The sequence below is a fragment of the Polaribacter sp. PL03 genome (genome assembly GCF_033875165.1).
Classification (GTDB): domain Bacteria; phylum Bacteroidota; class Bacteroidia; order Flavobacteriales; family Flavobacteriaceae; genus Polaribacter.
Genome location: NZ_JAWZSV010000001.1, coordinates 652,880 through 669,873, shown reverse-complemented (window position 1 = coordinate 669,873; position 16,994 = coordinate 652,880). Strand labels below are relative to the sequence as shown.

The window sequence follows — 16,994 nt, the reverse complement described above, 5'->3', positions numbered from 1 at the left end:
AGACTATTAAACATGGAAAAAAAACCAAACGATGTACCAAAACCAAATAAAGAAAATACTATTAGTTTAGAAATTGCAAAAGATTGGACTAAAAGATGGAGAGATATGGAAAGCACTTATAACTCTCACCACGATTGTAGAGCTTTTAATATTCCTTTAATAGACTTACAAGAAGTAATTAAAGAACAAGGTGTTGTTAGTGTAAGAGGTTATATTGGTGTAGAAGAAACAGTGGTTGAAGGAGACACCGTTTTTATAGAAAAATTAATTATTGTTGGTGTAGATGCTAATGGTAAAGACATGATTTCTTCTAAGGATGGTTTAATTTTAGACCAAGAAAGTGATGATATTTATGATTTTTCTGATCCTTGCCCAAACTTATGTGACCCAAAAAGTCCTTTAAATGGATAAGTAAATGGGCTTTCGAGAAACAATAATCTATTTAGGCTATTTTATTTTAGCGATTAACACATTACTCTATTTTAAAAGCTATCGAAACAAATCGATGGCTTTTAAAATATTTAACTTTTACCTTTTACTTTGTCTTATTATTCAATTGAATGCAACGTACATAAGAATAAGTGGAGAACACAATTTATTTTTATCTCATTATTATTTTATTGGGCAATTTGTTTTTTTATCAGTTTTTTATCACCTTTTATTTAAAAAACAACTCTATAAATCAATTCTAAAAATATTGTTTTTAATTATATTACTAGTACTTTCTATTCAATATTATACAAACCCATTACTTTATGATACCTTTAATTTAATAGAAATTGTTATTTGCTCTATCCCATTAGTTATTTATGCCTTTTTATATTTTACAGAAAATATAGAAAATGATAAAAAAGACTTTATTTATTTAAATTCAGGTGTTTTTATATATCTATTGTCTAGTACACTTTTATTTGTTGCAGGAAAATATGTTTCTTCATCTGTTTCTTTTTGGAATCGTTTTATCTGGTCTTTAAATGCAATTCTGTATTTAGTTTATCAAATTTTTATTTTTATAGATTGGTATAAGAACTTTAGAAAACCTATAAGCAATAAATAAAGGTTTCTTTAGGTACTAGAATCAACTTAAAAAAAGAAAAATTAAATGAACATAGATGACTATATTGTAAATGCAGGATACTTTATTTTAACTTTAAACACTCTTGTTTTTGTAATTAGTTATAACGAAAAAAACAAAGCATTAAAATATTTTATTATGTATTTAATGCTTTGTTTTCTTATTCAATTTTACTCAAATATCTTACATGATTTAGGGCAAAACAACCTTTTTTTAAGTCATTATTTTTTTATTGGCCAGTTTCTCTTTTTAAGTTTTTTCTTTTCAAAGTTACTTAACTTTAAAAAGTTTAAAATCTTAAACAGGTGTTTTACTTTTTTAATTGTGTTTTCTTTTATTTTTCATCTAAATAAACAACCAAAAGCCTTCGAAAGATGGAGTGTTTTTGAAATTGCAATAACCTCTATTCCTTTAATTATCTATAGCTTTTTTTTCTTCCTAAAAAACTTAAATCATAGCACTAATAAAAAATATATTTACTTTAATTCTGGTTTCTTTATTTACACTCTTTGCAGTACGTTAATTTTCATTCTAGGAAACATAGGTTCTAGAGAAATGAAATTATTTGTTTGGGATGTTAACGCCTTTTTATATGTTTTTTTTCAAGTTTTAATATTTGTAGAATGGTATAGAAACTTTAGAAAACCATTAATCTTAACTTCTAAAAAAAGATAATAATCGAACCTTTACACTAAAGAATTTAAAACCAAGTATAAACACCCGTTTTTCTTAAAGCACTTTAAACACAGTTAATAATCTACTATATTTACAATAACTTATTTTTCATTAGTTTTGTTTCACCTAACAAAAAACCCTAATGGAAGAACTATTAACTCAAGAAAACCAAGTGATTGCTATTGTTTTAACAGGTGTTTTATTACTTCTTCTAATGGGAGTTGCTTTTCTACTATTTTTCTTTTTCTCAAGAAAAAAAATAGTAGAAAAAGAATTGGAAAAAAAGAACTTAGAAATTAATCATCAAAAAGATATTATACAATCTATTATTGTTACTCAAGAAGAAGAACGTAAGCGAATTGCCCAAGATTTACATGATGATATTAGCTCTAAACTTAACGTAATAAACCTAAATGCAAACCTTCTAAAAGATGGCAAACTAAGCCCAGAAGAATACTTGTTTGTTAATAACAGCATCTTAGAAGCAACAGATAAAACGTTAGAAAGTGCTAGAAAGATTGCACATAATCTATTACCTCCTATTTTAGAAGAATTTGGTCTTAAAGATGCTTTAGAAGAACTAGCAGACTCTTTTAATAATAGTAGAAAAATTACTATAGAATATAACTTAAAGTATCCTAAAACTTATTTAACTCCAGAAAACGAATTACACTTATTTAGAATTGTCCAAGAATTAATAAATAATTCTATAAGACATGGTAAAGCCAAAAACAGTAGTATAAATATATATTTAAAAGACAATAATCTTTTTATTAATTATACTGATGATGGTATTGGTTTTAACCTAAATAATGTAGAAAATAAAAAAGGTCTAGGAATGAAAAATATTGAAAGTAGAGTAGCTCTTTTAGAAGGAAACCACACAATTAGCTCTGAAGAAAATAAAGGTTTTAAAATATTTATAATACTATAATCCCTATAATATGAGTAAAATTAATATAGTTATTGCAGATGATGAAGAACTTTTTAGAAAAGGAATTCATTTTTTATTAAACAGAGAAGACAATTTTAAGGTTATTTATGAAGCTGAAAACGGTAAGGATTTATTAGACTTCTTAAGCAATACAGACGAATTTCCTGATGTTATTTTAATGGATTTAAAAATGCCTGAAATGAATGGTATTGAAGCAACAAAAGCTATTCATAAAACACACCCAAGTATTAAAATAATTGCATTAACTAGTTTCGATGGTAAGTCTTTTATTACAAATATGATTGATGTTGGTGCATCTTCTTATCTTCTTAAAAACACAAGCCCAAAAATGGTAATTCATACCATAAATGAGGTCTATGAAAAAGGTTTTTATTATGATGAAAAAGTATTGACTATTATTCATGAAAACATTATTTCATCTAGTGGAAAACGTATAAAAAGTGATTTAGACAAAAAGTTACTTTCTAAAAGAGAGTTTGAAGTTTTAGAGCTAATATGCGAGCAATATACAACTGCAGAAATTGCAGAAAAGCTATTTATAAGCCCAAGAACTGTAGAAGGTCATAGAAACAACCTTCTTTTAAAAACACAATCTAAAAATGTAGCTGGTTTGGTTATTTATGGAATTCAAAAAAAATTAATAGAAATTACGCCAGATTTTAATTTATAACAAACTTCATTTTTACTTTAAGGGTATAAATACTTAGCGAATAAGTGTTTATACCCTTTTTTCTTTTCAGAAAGTTGTTCTCTAAAATAAATTAAAAGTTACAAGTAAATTTGAACTGTACAAAGAGTACAAATTAAACTTTTTAACTTAAAATTATATTATTATGGAACCATTTATTGCACAAATTATGTTGTTTGGTGGGAATTTTGCCCCAAGAGGATGGGCTTTTTGCGACGGACAATTATTAGCTATTAGTTCAAACACTGCTTTATTTTCTTTATTAGGAACAATTTATGGTGGAGATGGAAGAACTTCTTTTGCTTTACCAGATTTAAGAGGTAGAGCTCCAATAGGCCCAAGACATGGTCCTGGTTTGTCTTCTTATAGTTTAGGTGAAAGAGGTGGTCTTGAGCATGTTACTTTAAATCAAACACAAATGCCAACTCATACACATCCTACAACAAACACAACTAGTGCAGACCAGCATATTCTTTTAAGTAAAGATGCTGCTGTTAATCAAGTACCTGCAGAAGGAGATGTACCTGCTGCTGCTCAATTTGGTGCTGGTTTAGGAGCTACAAAAGTAAATGCTTTTGGGCCTGCGAATAATACTGTAAATGGTCAAACAATTAGTGGTAATGCAGGTTTAACTATTTTAAATAGCGGTGGAAATTTATCTCACGAAAATAGGCAACCTTTTAATGCTATTAATTATATAATTGCTTTACAAGGTATTTTTCCTTCAAGAAGTTAAATTAATTCATAAACTATATTAAATACTCTTATAAATTCTATCAGGGTATTTTTTTTATGAAAAACACGTATAAACAGGTGTTTTTCATAAAAAAAACTCCCTTAAATTTACCATTAATTTATTCTAACCAAAATATCATGAAAAAAATTACATTTCTATTTACCATTGTATGTTTACTTTTTATAAATGGTACTTATTTGCAAGCACAAGTTACACCAACACCAAGTACAATGGAGTTTGGTGCTTCTATAGTAGTTTTAGCAAATTCCACAAATCCAAGTGCAGATCAATCTTCTAATGCTCTATTAAATGGATTTGATATGGCTGGTACAAGTAGTAATTCTATTTTTTTAGCTTTTGCGACTAGTGGCAATGGTGCTGGGTCAAGTACAATTGGAGGCGGTAGTGATGCTGTTTTAGGATGGATAGGAAATGGTGGTGCATCTATATCTTCAGGAACATTATCTACAGATAGTGGTAATGAAATTGGTTTAACTTCAGTCAATTTTGCTTATGAACAAGCTTTGGGTGGTTCAACCATCAACTTTACCTTTACCGGAAAAAAAGACGGTTTATCTGTTGGTACCATTACGTTAGCTTCACCAGTACATAATTCTGCTATCGTTATTGATTTTACATCCCCAACAACCGGATCATTTACACAAATAGATGAATTAGTTATTACTCCTGCTTCTCCTATTTTTGGTGGGTTTTCATTAGATGGTTTGGTTGTAGTAAATGCTTCAGTACCAAACACAGCTCCAGTAATAGGTGGTACTTCTGCTGGACAAAATGTAAATGACAATGTAACAATAACTCCTTTTTCTGCAATTACAACAACAGATGCAGATGGAGATAATATTTCTGCAACTATTACTTTAGACAACAATGCTAAAGGTATTTTGTCTGGTACAGGTTTAACAGGAACAGGACCTTATGCTATTGCAAGCACTACACCTGCAGACTTACAAGAAAAATTAAGAGCTTTATCTTATAACCCTACAGATAATAGAAACTCAACTACTGAAACTACAACTTTTACAGTTGTAATTAATGATAGTACAGACACAGATTCAAACAATACAACTACTGTAGTATCTAGCGCAGTAGCACCAACAGTAACTAACGTAAGTGCAACAACTGCAAACGGAACTTATAAAGCAGGTGACAATGTTATTGTAACCGTAACTTTTAATGAAAATGTTACTGTAACTGGTACGCCACAAATCACATTAGAAACTGGTACAACAGATAGAACCATAAACTATAATAGTACAGGAAGTGGTACTTCTACTTTACAATTTAATTATACTGTACAGGCAGGAGATACAAGTGCAGATTTAGATTATCTAGCTACAAACTCACTTACTGCAGGAACAAGTATTCATGATGCTGGTGGAAAAGATGCAACTTTAACATTACCAACTCCTGGAGCAGCAAATTCTTTAGGTGCAAACAAAAATATTGTTATTGATGGTAATGCACCTTCTACAACAAGCTTCACAAGAAAAACACCAACAACTCAAACTACCAATGCAGACGTCTTAACATTTTTAGTAACTTTTGATTCAGATGTTACAGGAGTTGGAGCAGCAGATTTTGCCGTTACAGGCCCATCAGGATCTGCTATTGGTGTACTTCAAGTAACAGCTTCTACTTATGATGTAACGATATCTGGTGGAAACTTGGCAGCATTAAATAGTAATGTAGGTTTAAATTTTAATGGTGGAGTTTCGATTACAGACCTTGCTGGTAATTCTTTATCTAATGCAGAACCAGCTACTGATGAAACATATACTTTAGATAACAATGGACCTACTTTAACTTCTTCTAATCCTGCAGATGATTCTACAGAGATTACTATTTCTCAAAACATAGAATTAACATTTAATGAGAATATTAGTAAAGGAACAGGTAATATACTAATCAAAAAAACGTTGGACAACAGTACTGTTGAAACAATAGACGTTACTACAGCTACTATTACTGTAAGTACAAATACTGCTACCATTAATCCTTCTGCTGATTTTGATTTAAATACAGGCTATTACATTCAAATAGATAATACCGCTTTTAAAGATGCGCTTAATAATAATTATGTAGGTATTGCTGATGCAACTTCTTTAAATTTCACATCCCAAGCAAATCAAATAAATTCATATTTGGTAGCTAGTGGAAATTGGTCTGTGCTTAGTAATTGGTCTTTAGGTAGGTTACCAATTAGGACAGATAATGTTAATGTATCATATAATAGTATTAATTTAGACATGAGCAATGTTACAGTTAACGATTTAAGTATTAGTATAGGTGGATCTTTTAATATACTTGGCTCTACATCAATTACAATTAATGGAAATCTTAATCAAAATGGAACATTAAATATATTATCAAATGCTGCTTCCAATGGTTCTTTAATTGTTAAAGGAAATCATACAGGAATTAGTAATATTGATTATCACAGATATTTATCTACAAACTGGCATTTAATATCTGCTCCAATTTCAGGCAGAAATATTAGTACTTTTACTGGAAATGTTAGTACTAATGATAATAAATATGCAATTGCTCCTTATGTAAATAACGTTGTAAGTGCTTCTCGTTGGAACTACTATACTACGGCAGCCGGAACAAATAATATTGCTAGTGCTGGTACGTTTACTGCAGGTAAAGGATATTCTATACAAAAAACCACAAATGGTACTTTAAATTTCTCTGGAACTTTAAATACTACTGATAAAATTTTTCCAATTACTGATGGAGGAGATAACCCTGCAGGAAATAGATGGAATTTAGTAGGAAATCCTTTTACAGCATCATTAAATGGTAGTAATGCCGCTGATGTAACGAATAACTTTTTGAAAGTAAATATTGATGCTGGTAACTTAGATCCTTCTAGAGCAGGTTTATATTTATGGGATGGTTCTGCTTATTTAGAAAAGTCTGTAGACGACGCTGCTTTCTATATTGCTCCCGGACAAGGATTCTTTGTTCATGCTCCAGATGCAGGCGGAACTTCAGTAAGTTTTACTGAAGCAATGGAAACTCATCAAACAGGAAACATCTTTTTGAAAAGTGGTACAAGTTATCCAGAAATAATCTTAAATCTTTCTGATGGAACTAATAACTCATTAACCAAATTAAGATATATTAAAAATAAAACCACAGGATTAGATGTGGGTTCTGATCTTGGTACATTTACTGGAACTAGCTCTAATTTTAAAGTCTACACTCATCTAGTAAGTAATAGTGAGGGTATAGATTTTGCTATACAAGCTTTACCAAACTCAGGTTATGCGGATATGGCAGTTCCTGTAGGAATTAAAGCTGATGCAGATAAAGAAATTACATTCTCTTTAAATGCGACTAACTTTGATGCTGATCTTAAAATATTTTTAGAAGATAGATTAACAAATACGTTTACACGTTTAGATGAAGCTAACAATACTTATAAAATTACTTTAACAGAAGCTTTAAACGGAATTGGTCGTTTTTACATCTATACAACCAACAGTGTACTAAGTATTGATAAAAATGCAACTCTAGACAATATTAGTATCTATAAAACAAATAATACTACTTTAAAAATTGCAGGTTTACAAAGTGATAACGCATCAATAAAACTATTTAATATTTTAGGAAAGCAAGTATTAAGAACATCTTTTAAATCTCAAGGTGTTTCAGAAATAGCGCTACCAAAATTAGCTAAAGGAGTTTATATTGTTCAGTTAGAAACTGAAAACGGAAAATTGAATAAAAAAATAATTTTAGAATAATAACGATAATTTTAAAGACAAAACATCATGAAAAACACAAAAGAAACTCAAGATATTGCTCAAGAAATTACTCGTAAGCAAGCAATTAAAAAAATAGGGAATTACGGTAAATACGCTGCTTTAACAGCATTAGGAACTTATCTTATACTAAATCCTCAGAAAGCGCAAGCAGCAAGCCCTGAAGCTCCAGGAGATGGGTTTTAGTAAATATTAGGAATACAATTATAAAAGGCTGTCAAATTAATCTTTGACGGCCTTTTATATTAATAATTAATCTTTAAAATTAGGTAAAAAACCAGAGTTAGTATTATCTACAACTTGCCAATTGTAAATTGCAGATAGTTGGTATATTTTAGAAAGCTCTTCAAAAAGTCTTGTTTTTGCTTTCTCTTTTAAATCTGTAACTTCTATTGTTTGTTTAATTTTATCGATACTTTTTTCGTTAATTTTATTCAATTCTTGTTTAGAGAAAACATTAAACTGACTTTGTTGTAAGTCGAAATATTTAACATCTGGAGAAATAGTAACTTCTTGAGTTGGTATTTTATTAATAATGATTTTCTTACCTACAGAATCTATTTGAATTTCTAATTTAGATAAATCATAACCAACCTCAACAGTTGCATTTACAGTAATTATTGCTTTTTTATCAAAAGACAAATAATCGTGAAAGTATTTTTTAGAATCTGTATAATTATAAACTTCAGAGAAAGTTCCTTTAGAAACAACCAGTTTACTCAAGTTTTTAATAGAGTTTACAACAACTTGTATCTCTTCCTTTTTATAATTTTTGTTCTTTTCTTTATACCAATATTTGGCAATTAAGAAACCTAATAAAAAAACTGCAAGGTATTTTAAGAAACGCATACTACTAAATTAAAAAAACTAAAAGTTAAATTTAAGCTTCAATTTTATTTTCTTCCTTAGGAAAAGCTTGTTTGCTAAAAATAAATAACAACGCAACACCAACAGAAATAAAAGCATCTGCAGGATTAAATATATATTGAAAGAAAGTAAAAAACTCTCCGCCCATAAAAGGAATCCATTCTGGTAATGTTCCTTGCCAAAGAGGAAAATAAAACATGTCTACCACTTTACCATGAAACAGCGTTCCGTAAGGTTTCTCTGCAAATAAAGTTGCTATTTTATGGTTCGAATTATCAAAAATAACTCCGTAAAAAACAGAATCTATAATATTACCAACTGCACCAGAAAAAATTAATGAGATAGCTATAATTACTGCATTATGTACTTTTTTCTTTATGTTTTGAGCCAACCAATAGATAATTGCAGATACTGCAACTAATCTAAATAAAGTTAGAAAAAGCTTACCGGCTTTACCACCAAATTCAAATCCCATTGCCATTCCATTATTCTCTGTAAAATGAATTTGAAACCAACTAAAAACATCTACTCCATCTCCTAAAGCATAATGAGTTTTTACATAGATTTTTATAATCTGATCTAATAAAATAGCGATAATTATAGTAAGAATTGCCAGCTTCTTTTTTGACATTTGTTTTTTAATTTTATAGTAACAAAAATAACATTATTATTATCTTTATTGGTGTGTTAAGAAAATATTCCCTTTTATTGTAGTTATATCTATTTCTTTAGCTGTTAAAGTTTCTTTTTCTTCATATTCTTTTTGATGAGAAATACCATCAATTTTAATTTTACCAGATTTAGAAACCGCCTTTAAACTTGTTTTTTTTAAAGTACCAATTATATTACCTGCATATACTTTTAACTCTAAATTTTGCTGAATAGTATCTAATTTTACAATTCCGTTTTCTATAAAAATTCTTAAATTTCCGTTATAACTTTTAGAAGCTATATTAATGTTTCTTCCAAAAATAGAAACGTTTGTATTGTTAGGAACCTTAATAGTTGCAGTTGCTCTCTTTAATCTTTTTGTTATATATTTTCTAAAAATTTCTTCTTCATTTTTAAAAACAGGAATCTTAAATTTTATTTCTGTCTCTGTACTTTTTTCTTCAACTATAATATGCTGTTTATTTGGGTTTTCTGCATACAAGAAAACTTCTACAAAATTAGTTTCTGAATTTTTTAAAACAAAATCATCTAAACCATCTGTAGAAATACTAATTTGTTTAGTAGTAACCGTAAAATTTTTTATTGCTTTTTTTTGAGAAAAAGACGCAAAAGAAATCAGTAAAAAGAAAAACAGCGTTTTCTGAAACGTTAAAACAGACATTACTTTACTTGTTTATAATAAAAAAGCTTCCAAATAATGGAAGCTTTTAAAAATTATTGTTTGCGTTTTGCTTCGATACTTAAAGTTGCATGAGGCACTAATTTTAAACGTTCTTTTTGTATTAGTTTACGTGTAACTCGACAAATACCGTATGTCTTATTTTCTATACGAATTAAAGCGTTTTTAAGATCTCTAATAAACTTTTCTTGTCTAATAGCTAATTGTACGTTCGCTTCTTTATTCATTACTTCAGAACCTTCGTCAAAAGATTTAAAAGAATGCGAAGTATCATCTGTACCATTACTCGAATCATTTCTATAAGAACTTTGTAACAAAGCCAAATCTGCCTCTGCTCTTGTTATTTTCTTTTCTATAATTCCTTTAAATTCTTGTAAATCTACATCCGAATATCTTAATTTAACGTCTGACATACTCTTATACTTTTTCGATTAATATTCTACTTTTAATGGTATCAAACTCAATTTCTGTACCACTATTTAATTCATCTACAAAAACCAATTCCTTAGTTAATGTTTCACTCATAATGTATTCTTTATTATCTGTGATAGATTTCTTTAAGTTTTCGAAGTTTAAAACCGTTAATTTTATTTTATCTGTTACTTCTAAACCAGTGTCTTTACGTGCATTCTGAATTCTGTTTACCAACTCTCTAGCAACTCCTTCTTTACGTAATTCTTCTGTAATAGTAACATCTAAAGCAACTGTTAAAGCTCCTTCGTTTGCAACTAACCAACCTTCAATATCTTTCGATGATATCTCTACATCCGAGAGTTCTAAAGTAATATTTTTTCCATTAATCTCAAGAAGAATGTTTTTATCTTTCTCTATTTTGTTAATATCTTCTTGGTTAAATTTTTGAACCTCAGCTGCAATAAAACGCATGTCTTTACCAAATTTTGGACCTAATGTTTTAAAATTAGGTTTTATTTGTTTGATTAAGATATCTGAAGCATCATCTAAAATTTGAATTTCTTTAATATTTACTTCATTCTGAATTAAGTTTGCAACTGCTAAAATTTCTTCTTTTTGTTGGGCACTATCAACAGGAATCATAATTTTTTGTAATGGTTGGCGCACTTTTATCTTTTCTTTTGCTCTAAGTGACAAAACTAAAGAAGATATTATTTGTGCATTTTCCATTTTACGCTCTAAGCTCTTATCTACAAAACTTGCATCGTACACTGGAAAATCTGATAAGTGTATACTTTCTGATGTTTCTTTACCAGTTACAGAGTTTAAATCTTGGTACAATCTGTCCATAAAAAATGGCGCAATTGGCGATGCTAATTTTGCAATCGTATTCATACACGTGTATAAAGTTTGATATGCAGAAATTTTATCTGTTTCGTATGTTCCCTTCCAAAAACGTCTTCTACTTAAACGCACGTACCAGTTACTTAAGTAATCTTGCGTAAAGTCTGATATTGCTCTTGCTGCTCTTGTTGGTTCATATTCTTCATAGAATTTATCTACTTTAGCTATTAAAGTATGTAATTCTGATAAAATCCAACGGTCTATTTCTGGTCTGTCTTCTAAAGCAACATCTGCTTCTTCATAAGAAAAACCATCAATATTTGTATATAAAGTAAAGAATGAATAGGTGTTATATAAAGTTCCAAAAAACTTACGTTTTACCTCTTCAATTCCTTCTAAATCGAATTTTAAATTATCCCAAGGGTTTGCGTTTGCAATCATGTACCAACGCGTTGCATCTGCTCCATACGTAGATAATGTTGTAAAAGGATCTGTTGCATTTCCTAAACGCTTAGACATTTTATGTCCGTTTTTATCTAAAACTAAACCGTTAGAAACAACGTTTTTATAGGCAACTGAATCGAAAACCATTGTAGAAATTGCGTGTAAAGTATAAAACCAACCACGTGTTTGATCTACTCCTTCAGCAATAAAATCTGCTGGAAAAGATTCGTTTTTATCAATTTTTTGTTTATTTTCAAACGGATAATGCCATTGTGCATAAGGCATAGAACCCGAATCGAACCAAACATCAATTAAATCGCTTTCACGTTTCATTGGTTGTCCAGAAGCTGAAACTAATACAATTTCATCTACAATATTTTTATGTAAATCTATTTTCGCATAGTTTTCTTCAGACATATTATCAACCTCGAAGCTTGCAAATATATCTTCGGTCATTATGCCTGCCTCAACGGCACGTTGCATTTCTTCTTTTAATTCTTTAACAGAACCCACACAAATTTCTTCTTTACCATCTTCTGTTCTCCAGATTGGCAATGGAATTCCCCAATAACGAGAACGAGATAAATTCCAATCGTTTGCATTTGCTAACCAATTACCAAAACGACCAGTTCCTGTAGATTCAGGTTTCCAGTTAATGGTTTTGTTTAACTCATGCATTCTGTCTTTAACATCAGTCACTTTAATAAACCAAGAATCTAATGGGTAGTATAAGATTGGTTTATCTGTACGCCAACAATTTGGGTAACTGTGTTTGTATTTTTCTACCTTAAAGGCTTTATTTTCTGTTTTTAATTTAATAGCTAACTCAACATCAATAGATCTTTCTGGCGCTTCACCATCATTATAATATTCATTCTTTACATATTTACCAGCAAACTCACCCATTTCTGGTCTAAATTTTCCTTGTAAATTTACTAAAGGAACTAAATTATCATTTTCATCTTTCACCAACATTGGTGGAATTGGCGGTACTGCTTGTTTACAAACAATAGCATCATCTGCTCCAAAAGTTGGTGCAGTGTGTACAATACCCGTACCATCTTCTGTAGTAACAAAATCTCCTGCAATTACTCTAAAAGCATCTTCAGGATTGTCGTTTGGTAAACAGTAATCTAATAACTGTTCGTATTTAATATCTACTAAATCTTTACCAACAAATTCTTTAATTACGTAATAAGGAATTTTCTTATCACCAGCATTATAAGTACTTAGTTCTTCAGATGTTTCAACCGCTACATTATTTTTACCTGCAAATTGTTTTCCAACTAATTTCTTAGCTAAAATTACTTTTGTAGGTTCAAATGTATATTGATTAAAAGTATTTACTAAAACATACTCAATTTTAGGTCCAACAGTTAATGCTGTATTACTTGGCAACGTCCAAGGAGTTGTTGTCCAAGCTATAAAATAAACCGTTCCTTCATTCTGTAAAAAGTCTGGAAGCGTATTTTCTATTGCTTTAAACTGTGCAACAACCGTTGTGTCTGTTACGTCTTGGTATGTTCCTGGTTGATTTAACTCATGAGAACTTAAACCTGTACCCGCTTTTGGCGAATAAGGCTGAATTGTATACCCTTTATAAATTAATTTTTTATTGTAAATCTCTTTTAGCAACCACCAAACAGATTCCATATATTTAGGCTCGTAGGTAATGTATGGATCTTCCATATCTACCCAATATCCCATTTTATTGGTTAAATCATGCCAAATATCTGTGTAACGCATTACTGCTTTTCTACAAGCTGCGTTATAATCTTCTACAGAAATGGTTTTACCAATATCTTCTTTGGTAATACCTAATTCTTTTTCTACACCTAATTCTATTGGTAAACCATGTGTATCCCAACCAGCTTTACGCTTTACTTGGAAACCTTTCATGGTTTTATAACGTGGAAAAATATCTTTAATAGCTCTCGCTAAAACATGATGAACTCCTGGAAGTCCGTTTGCAGAAGGAGGTCCTTCAAAGAAAACGTAAGGCTCTGCACCTTCTCTTGTCGTTACACTTTTTTCAAATATGTTATTCTCTCCCCAATAGTTTAGAATTTCTTCTGCAACCTTTGGCAAGTCAAGACCTTTATACTCAGGAAATTTCGCGCTCATTGTGTATCTTTTCTTATAAGAATGCGAAATTAATCAATTTCTTGTAATACTTCGATTTATGGCACAAAAAAAAGAGCCTTATAAAAGACTCTTTTTTTAGTATACTTAAAATGTATTATAATTTTACAATAACAAACTCTGTTCTTCTGTTTGTTTGATGCTCTTCTTCTGTACATTTAGTACGATTTGTATGTTTATCATTATCTACACAATCGTTTATTAATCTTGTTTCACCAAAACCTTTTCCTGTAATTCTATTTTCACTAATTCCTTTACTTAAAATATAAGCTACAGAAGATTTTGCTCTTCTGTCTGATAAAGCTTTATTATAGCTTTCTCTACCTCTTGCATCTGTATGTGAACTAGATCTTATAATTAACTTCGGGTATTCTTTCATGATTCTAACAATCTGATTTAACTCTATTGCAGCATCTTCTCTAATATTAGATTTATTATAATCAAAATAAATAGGAGCTATCATAATAATTAATTCTCCTCTTTCATTATACGTAAAATCTGATATAATATCTAAAGCAAAATCTAAATTAAGAGTTATTGTTTGTTTTTTTGTTGTTACAAAAGAAGCCGAATCTGCTTGGTAATATTCTTTTGTTGCATCTACAGTATACTGTTTGTTGCATGGTAAAGTAAAAGTAAATTCTGCTTTTTCATTTGCAAATGTTTCTTTAACTACTACACCATTATTATCTCTTAAAACTAACTTTGCGCCTGGTAAAGGGTTTTGAAACCTCTTGTCTTTTACAATACCAGAAACAATTTGCACACATGGTGGTTTAACAACTTCTGGTTTTTCTAATTCTACTACAGAGTATATATCATCATCACCAACACCACCATCTCTGTTAGAAGATAAATAACCTTGTTTAGTTTTTGAGTTTATAGAAAATGCAAAATCATCTAATTTAGAATTTACAGGTGCTTTTAAGTTTACAGGTTTTGTATAAAATCCATTTTCTTTTTTAGTTGCAAAAACATCTAAAGCTCCAATACCAAAATGACCATCTGAAGAGAAATACAATACATCTTGTTCTGAAATAAAAGGAAACATTTCTCTACCTTCTGTATTTACTTCTAAACCTAAATTTTGAACAGTTCCGTAAGAACCATCTTCATGAATATCTACAACATAAATGTCTGTTGCTCCAATTCCACCTGGCATATCTGAAGCAAAATAAAGCTTTTTCCCATCTTTACTTACAGATGGATGACCAACAGAATACTCGCTACTATTAAAAGGCAATTCGACTACATTATCCCATTTATTGTAAACCCATTCTGCTCTTAATATTTTAAGATTATTATACCCTTCTTTATCTACTCTATATTTACCCGAAACATAATTGTTTCTTGTAAAATACATCGTTTTTCTATCTGGTGAAAAGGTTACAGAAGACTCATGATATTTAGAATTAATTTCTTCTGTAAACATTGGTCTAACATCAGAATCAATTTCTTCTGTAGTAGAAATTTTGTCTTTAACAACTTTATAAATATCTAAAAAATTCTTATTATTTCTGGTATGATTTCTCTTAACATAAATATTTCTTTCTCTTGGAGAAGAAAATAAAATTGTATTACCGTAATCTGTAACTCCAAAGTCTGAATTTACAGTATTTATACTTCTTAAATTTGCAACAGAATAATTTGGTTTTCCATTTATTAAATCATTTAAACTGGCATTATCTTTTGTAAAATGTGTTCCTCTAGAATCTTCTTTATTTGCTGTATGAAATTTACTCATCCATAATTTAGAAGCTTCAAAATTACCATTAGCTCTTAATGTTTGAGCATATTTAAACATATACTCTGGCTCTTTGGGTGTAAATTCTGCAAATAGTCTTTTATAAGCTTCAGATGCTTTTTGCATATAAACATTCTCATAATAACTATCTCCTAATCTTTTTAGAACGTGCTCTGTAGGGTTTTCTTCTGCCAATTTCTTATACCTTTCTGCAGCAGTTGCGTAAGACAAGTTTTCGAAATAGGTATCTGCTCTTTTAGTTTCTTTAGTTTGCCCAAATATGGTTAAAGAACTAAATAAAAGTACGATTGTAATTTGTATTGTTTTTTTCATAATTGTATTATTAAAACTAGAAGAATCTTGGGGATTTGATTTTATTTCTTTCAAAGTCGAAATTAAACAGCACAAAAACCTCATGTGAACCAGAATTAAAGTTACCTAGGTTGCTTAAAGTATAATCATAAGCATAACCTACTCTTAAACTCTTAGATGCTCTTACATTAATTAATGCAGAAACAGACTCGTCTAATCTATAAGAAAGACCAAACTCTAATTTATCATATAATGAAACGTTTCCAGAAAAATCGATAGATAAAGGCGCTCCTTCAGCAGCTTTTACCATTGTAGATGGTTTTAATTTTACATCATCTGATAAATCGAAAACATAACCTGTAGTAAAGAAAAAATGTTTTCTTTCTGATGCTCTTGTTACTTGACCACCTTCTTTTTCGAAATGGAATGTTTGTAATAAGTTAGGTATTGATAAACCAGCATAAAATTTATTTGTATAATAGAAAGCACCTGCACCAAAATTTGGTAATACTTTATTTGCATTCTGATTTATAAAGGCTTGATCATTTTCATTTACGGTATTTAAACAAGGTAAACAAACGTTAAAAAATGTAAAACCAGCTTTTAAACCTAATGCTAAGTTTGCGGTTTCACTAATTTTAATTGTATAAGAAAAATCACCATAAACATTTTGCTCTTCTACTGGCCCAATTTCATCTACTATAACAGATAAACCTAAACCAACATTTCTACCAACAGGAGAATTTATACCCATTGTTAATGTTCTTGGAGCGCCATCTATACCAACCCATTGAGACCTACCTAAAAGGTTTATACTTAAGGCATCATATGACCCAGCGTAAGCTGGGTTAATGATGTTCATATTATACATGTATTGCGTGTACTGCGGGTCTTGTTGTGCTTTTGCAGAAACAGCGAATAATACAACTGCAATTATTACTATAAGTTTTTTCATTT

At 29.7% G+C, this 16,994-nt stretch carries 14 protein-coding genes; 7 read left to right on the top strand and 7 right to left on the bottom strand.

The window, feature by feature from the left end:
* The first annotated feature begins 12 nt into the window (after positions 1-12).
* The 7 genes from SHK09_RS02860 to SHK09_RS02830 all read left to right on the top strand — a co-directional run bounded on the left by SHK09_RS02860 (position 13) and on the right by SHK09_RS02830 (position 8,106).
* Positions 13-411, top strand: coding sequence for a hypothetical protein (locus SHK09_RS02860; protein WP_319809262.1), 399 nt, complete (start codon positions 13-15; stop codon positions 409-411).
* Positions 412-697: 286 nt separating this feature from the next.
* On the top strand, positions 698-1,057 hold the full coding sequence (locus SHK09_RS02855; protein WP_319809261.1) for a hypothetical protein: 360 nt from the start codon (positions 698-700) through the stop codon (positions 1,055-1,057).
* Between the two features lie 835 nt (positions 1,058-1,892).
* A complete protein-coding gene (locus SHK09_RS02850; RefSeq protein WP_319809260.1) occupies positions 1,893-2,684 on the top strand; it encodes a sensor histidine kinase in 792 nt (263 codons plus the stop codon).
* Between the two features lie 10 nt (positions 2,685-2,694).
* Positions 2,695-3,375 (top strand): response regulator transcription factor, encoded by a 681-nt coding sequence (locus tag SHK09_RS02845; RefSeq protein ID WP_319809259.1) that lies wholly within the window; start codon positions 2,695-2,697, stop codon positions 3,373-3,375.
* Positions 3,376-3,538: 163 nt separating this feature from the next.
* A complete protein-coding gene (locus tag SHK09_RS02840; RefSeq protein ID WP_319809258.1) occupies positions 3,539-4,129 on the top strand; it encodes a phage tail protein in 591 nt (196 codons plus the stop codon).
* Positions 4,130-4,266: 137 nt separating this feature from the next.
* Positions 4,267-7,902: an Ig-like domain-containing protein gene (locus tag SHK09_RS02835; protein ID WP_319809257.1), complete on the top strand. Its 3,636-nt coding sequence runs from the start codon at positions 4,267-4,269 to the stop codon at positions 7,900-7,902.
* A gap of 27 nt (positions 7,903-7,929) precedes the next feature.
* On the top strand, positions 7,930-8,106 hold the full coding sequence (locus SHK09_RS02830; RefSeq protein WP_319809256.1) for a hypothetical protein: 177 nt from the start codon (positions 7,930-7,932) through the stop codon (positions 8,104-8,106).
* 66 nt (positions 8,107-8,172) lie between these two features.
* Here SHK09_RS02830 and SHK09_RS02825 read toward each other — a convergent pair whose 3' ends face one another.
* The 7 genes from SHK09_RS02825 to SHK09_RS02795 form a co-directional block, all read right to left on the bottom strand.
* Positions 8,173-8,769 (bottom strand): DUF4230 domain-containing protein, encoded by a 597-nt coding sequence (locus tag SHK09_RS02825; protein ID WP_319809255.1) that lies wholly within the window; start codon positions 8,767-8,769, stop codon positions 8,173-8,175.
* A 31-nt stretch (positions 8,770-8,800) separates the two neighbouring features.
* On the bottom strand, positions 8,801-9,418 hold the full coding sequence (locus SHK09_RS02820; RefSeq protein ID WP_319809254.1) for a lipoprotein signal peptidase: 618 nt from the start codon (positions 9,416-9,418) through the stop codon (positions 8,801-8,803).
* Positions 9,419-9,463: 45 nt separating this feature from the next.
* A complete protein-coding gene (locus SHK09_RS02815) occupies positions 9,464-10,120 on the bottom strand; it encodes a hypothetical protein (protein ID WP_319809253.1) in 657 nt (218 codons plus the stop codon).
* 53 nt (positions 10,121-10,173) lie between these two features.
* Positions 10,174-10,551 carry a TraR/DksA family transcriptional regulator gene (locus SHK09_RS02810; RefSeq protein ID WP_319809252.1) on the bottom strand — a complete coding sequence of 126 codons (378 nt, stop codon included), beginning with the start codon at positions 10,549-10,551 and terminating at the stop codon, positions 10,174-10,176.
* A 4-nt stretch (positions 10,552-10,555) separates the two neighbouring features.
* The gene (gene ileS / locus SHK09_RS02805) at positions 10,556-13,963 is read right to left on the bottom strand and encodes an isoleucine--tRNA ligase (protein WP_319809251.1); all 3,408 of its coding nucleotides are present in this window, start codon (positions 13,961-13,963) and stop codon (positions 10,556-10,558) included.
* Between the two features lie 115 nt (positions 13,964-14,078).
* Positions 14,079-16,058, bottom strand: coding sequence for an OmpA family protein (locus tag SHK09_RS02800; protein WP_319809250.1), 1,980 nt, complete (start codon positions 16,056-16,058; stop codon positions 14,079-14,081).
* A 16-nt stretch (positions 16,059-16,074) separates the two neighbouring features.
* On the bottom strand, positions 16,075-16,992 hold the full coding sequence (locus SHK09_RS02795) for a type IX secretion system membrane protein PorP/SprF (protein ID WP_319809249.1): 918 nt from the start codon (positions 16,990-16,992) through the stop codon (positions 16,075-16,077).
* Positions 16,993-16,994 lie beyond the last annotated feature (2 nt).

Excerpts from the sequence above, each read along its gene's own strand:
- SHK09_RS02830 (WP_319809256.1), top strand. The coding sequence starts at position 7,930 with ATGAAAAACACAAAAGAAACTCAAGATATTGCTCAAGAAATTACTCGT.
- SHK09_RS02840 (WP_319809258.1), top strand. The coding sequence starts at position 3,539 with ATGGAACCATTTATTGCACAAATTATGTTGTTTGGTGGGAATTTTGCC.
- SHK09_RS02795 (WP_319809249.1), bottom strand. The coding sequence starts at position 16,992 with ATGAAAAAACTTATAGTAATAATTGCAGTTGTATTATTCGCTGTTTCT.
- ileS (WP_319809251.1), bottom strand. The coding sequence starts at position 13,963 with ATGAGCGCGAAATTTCCTGAGTATAAAGGTCTTGACTTGCCAAAGGTT.
- SHK09_RS02820 (WP_319809254.1), bottom strand. The coding sequence starts at position 9,418 with ATGTCAAAAAAGAAGCTGGCAATTCTTACTATAATTATCGCTATTTTA.
- SHK09_RS02810 (WP_319809252.1), bottom strand. The coding sequence starts at position 10,551 with ATGTCAGACGTTAAATTAAGATATTCGGATGTAGATTTACAAGAATTT.
- SHK09_RS02860 (WP_319809262.1), top strand. The coding sequence starts at position 13 with ATGGAAAAAAAACCAAACGATGTACCAAAACCAAATAAAGAAAATACT.
- SHK09_RS02815 (WP_319809253.1), bottom strand. The coding sequence starts at position 10,120 with ATGTCTGTTTTAACGTTTCAGAAAACGCTGTTTTTCTTTTTACTGATT.
- SHK09_RS02835 (WP_319809257.1), top strand. The coding sequence starts at position 4,267 with ATGAAAAAAATTACATTTCTATTTACCATTGTATGTTTACTTTTTATA.
- SHK09_RS02825 (WP_319809255.1), bottom strand. The coding sequence starts at position 8,769 with ATGCGTTTCTTAAAATACCTTGCAGTTTTTTTATTAGGTTTCTTAATT.
- SHK09_RS02850 (WP_319809260.1), top strand. The coding sequence starts at position 1,893 with ATGGAAGAACTATTAACTCAAGAAAACCAAGTGATTGCTATTGTTTTA.
- SHK09_RS02845 (WP_319809259.1), top strand. The coding sequence starts at position 2,695 with ATGAGTAAAATTAATATAGTTATTGCAGATGATGAAGAACTTTTTAGA.
- SHK09_RS02800 (WP_319809250.1), bottom strand. The coding sequence starts at position 16,058 with ATGAAAAAAACAATACAAATTACAATCGTACTTTTATTTAGTTCTTTA.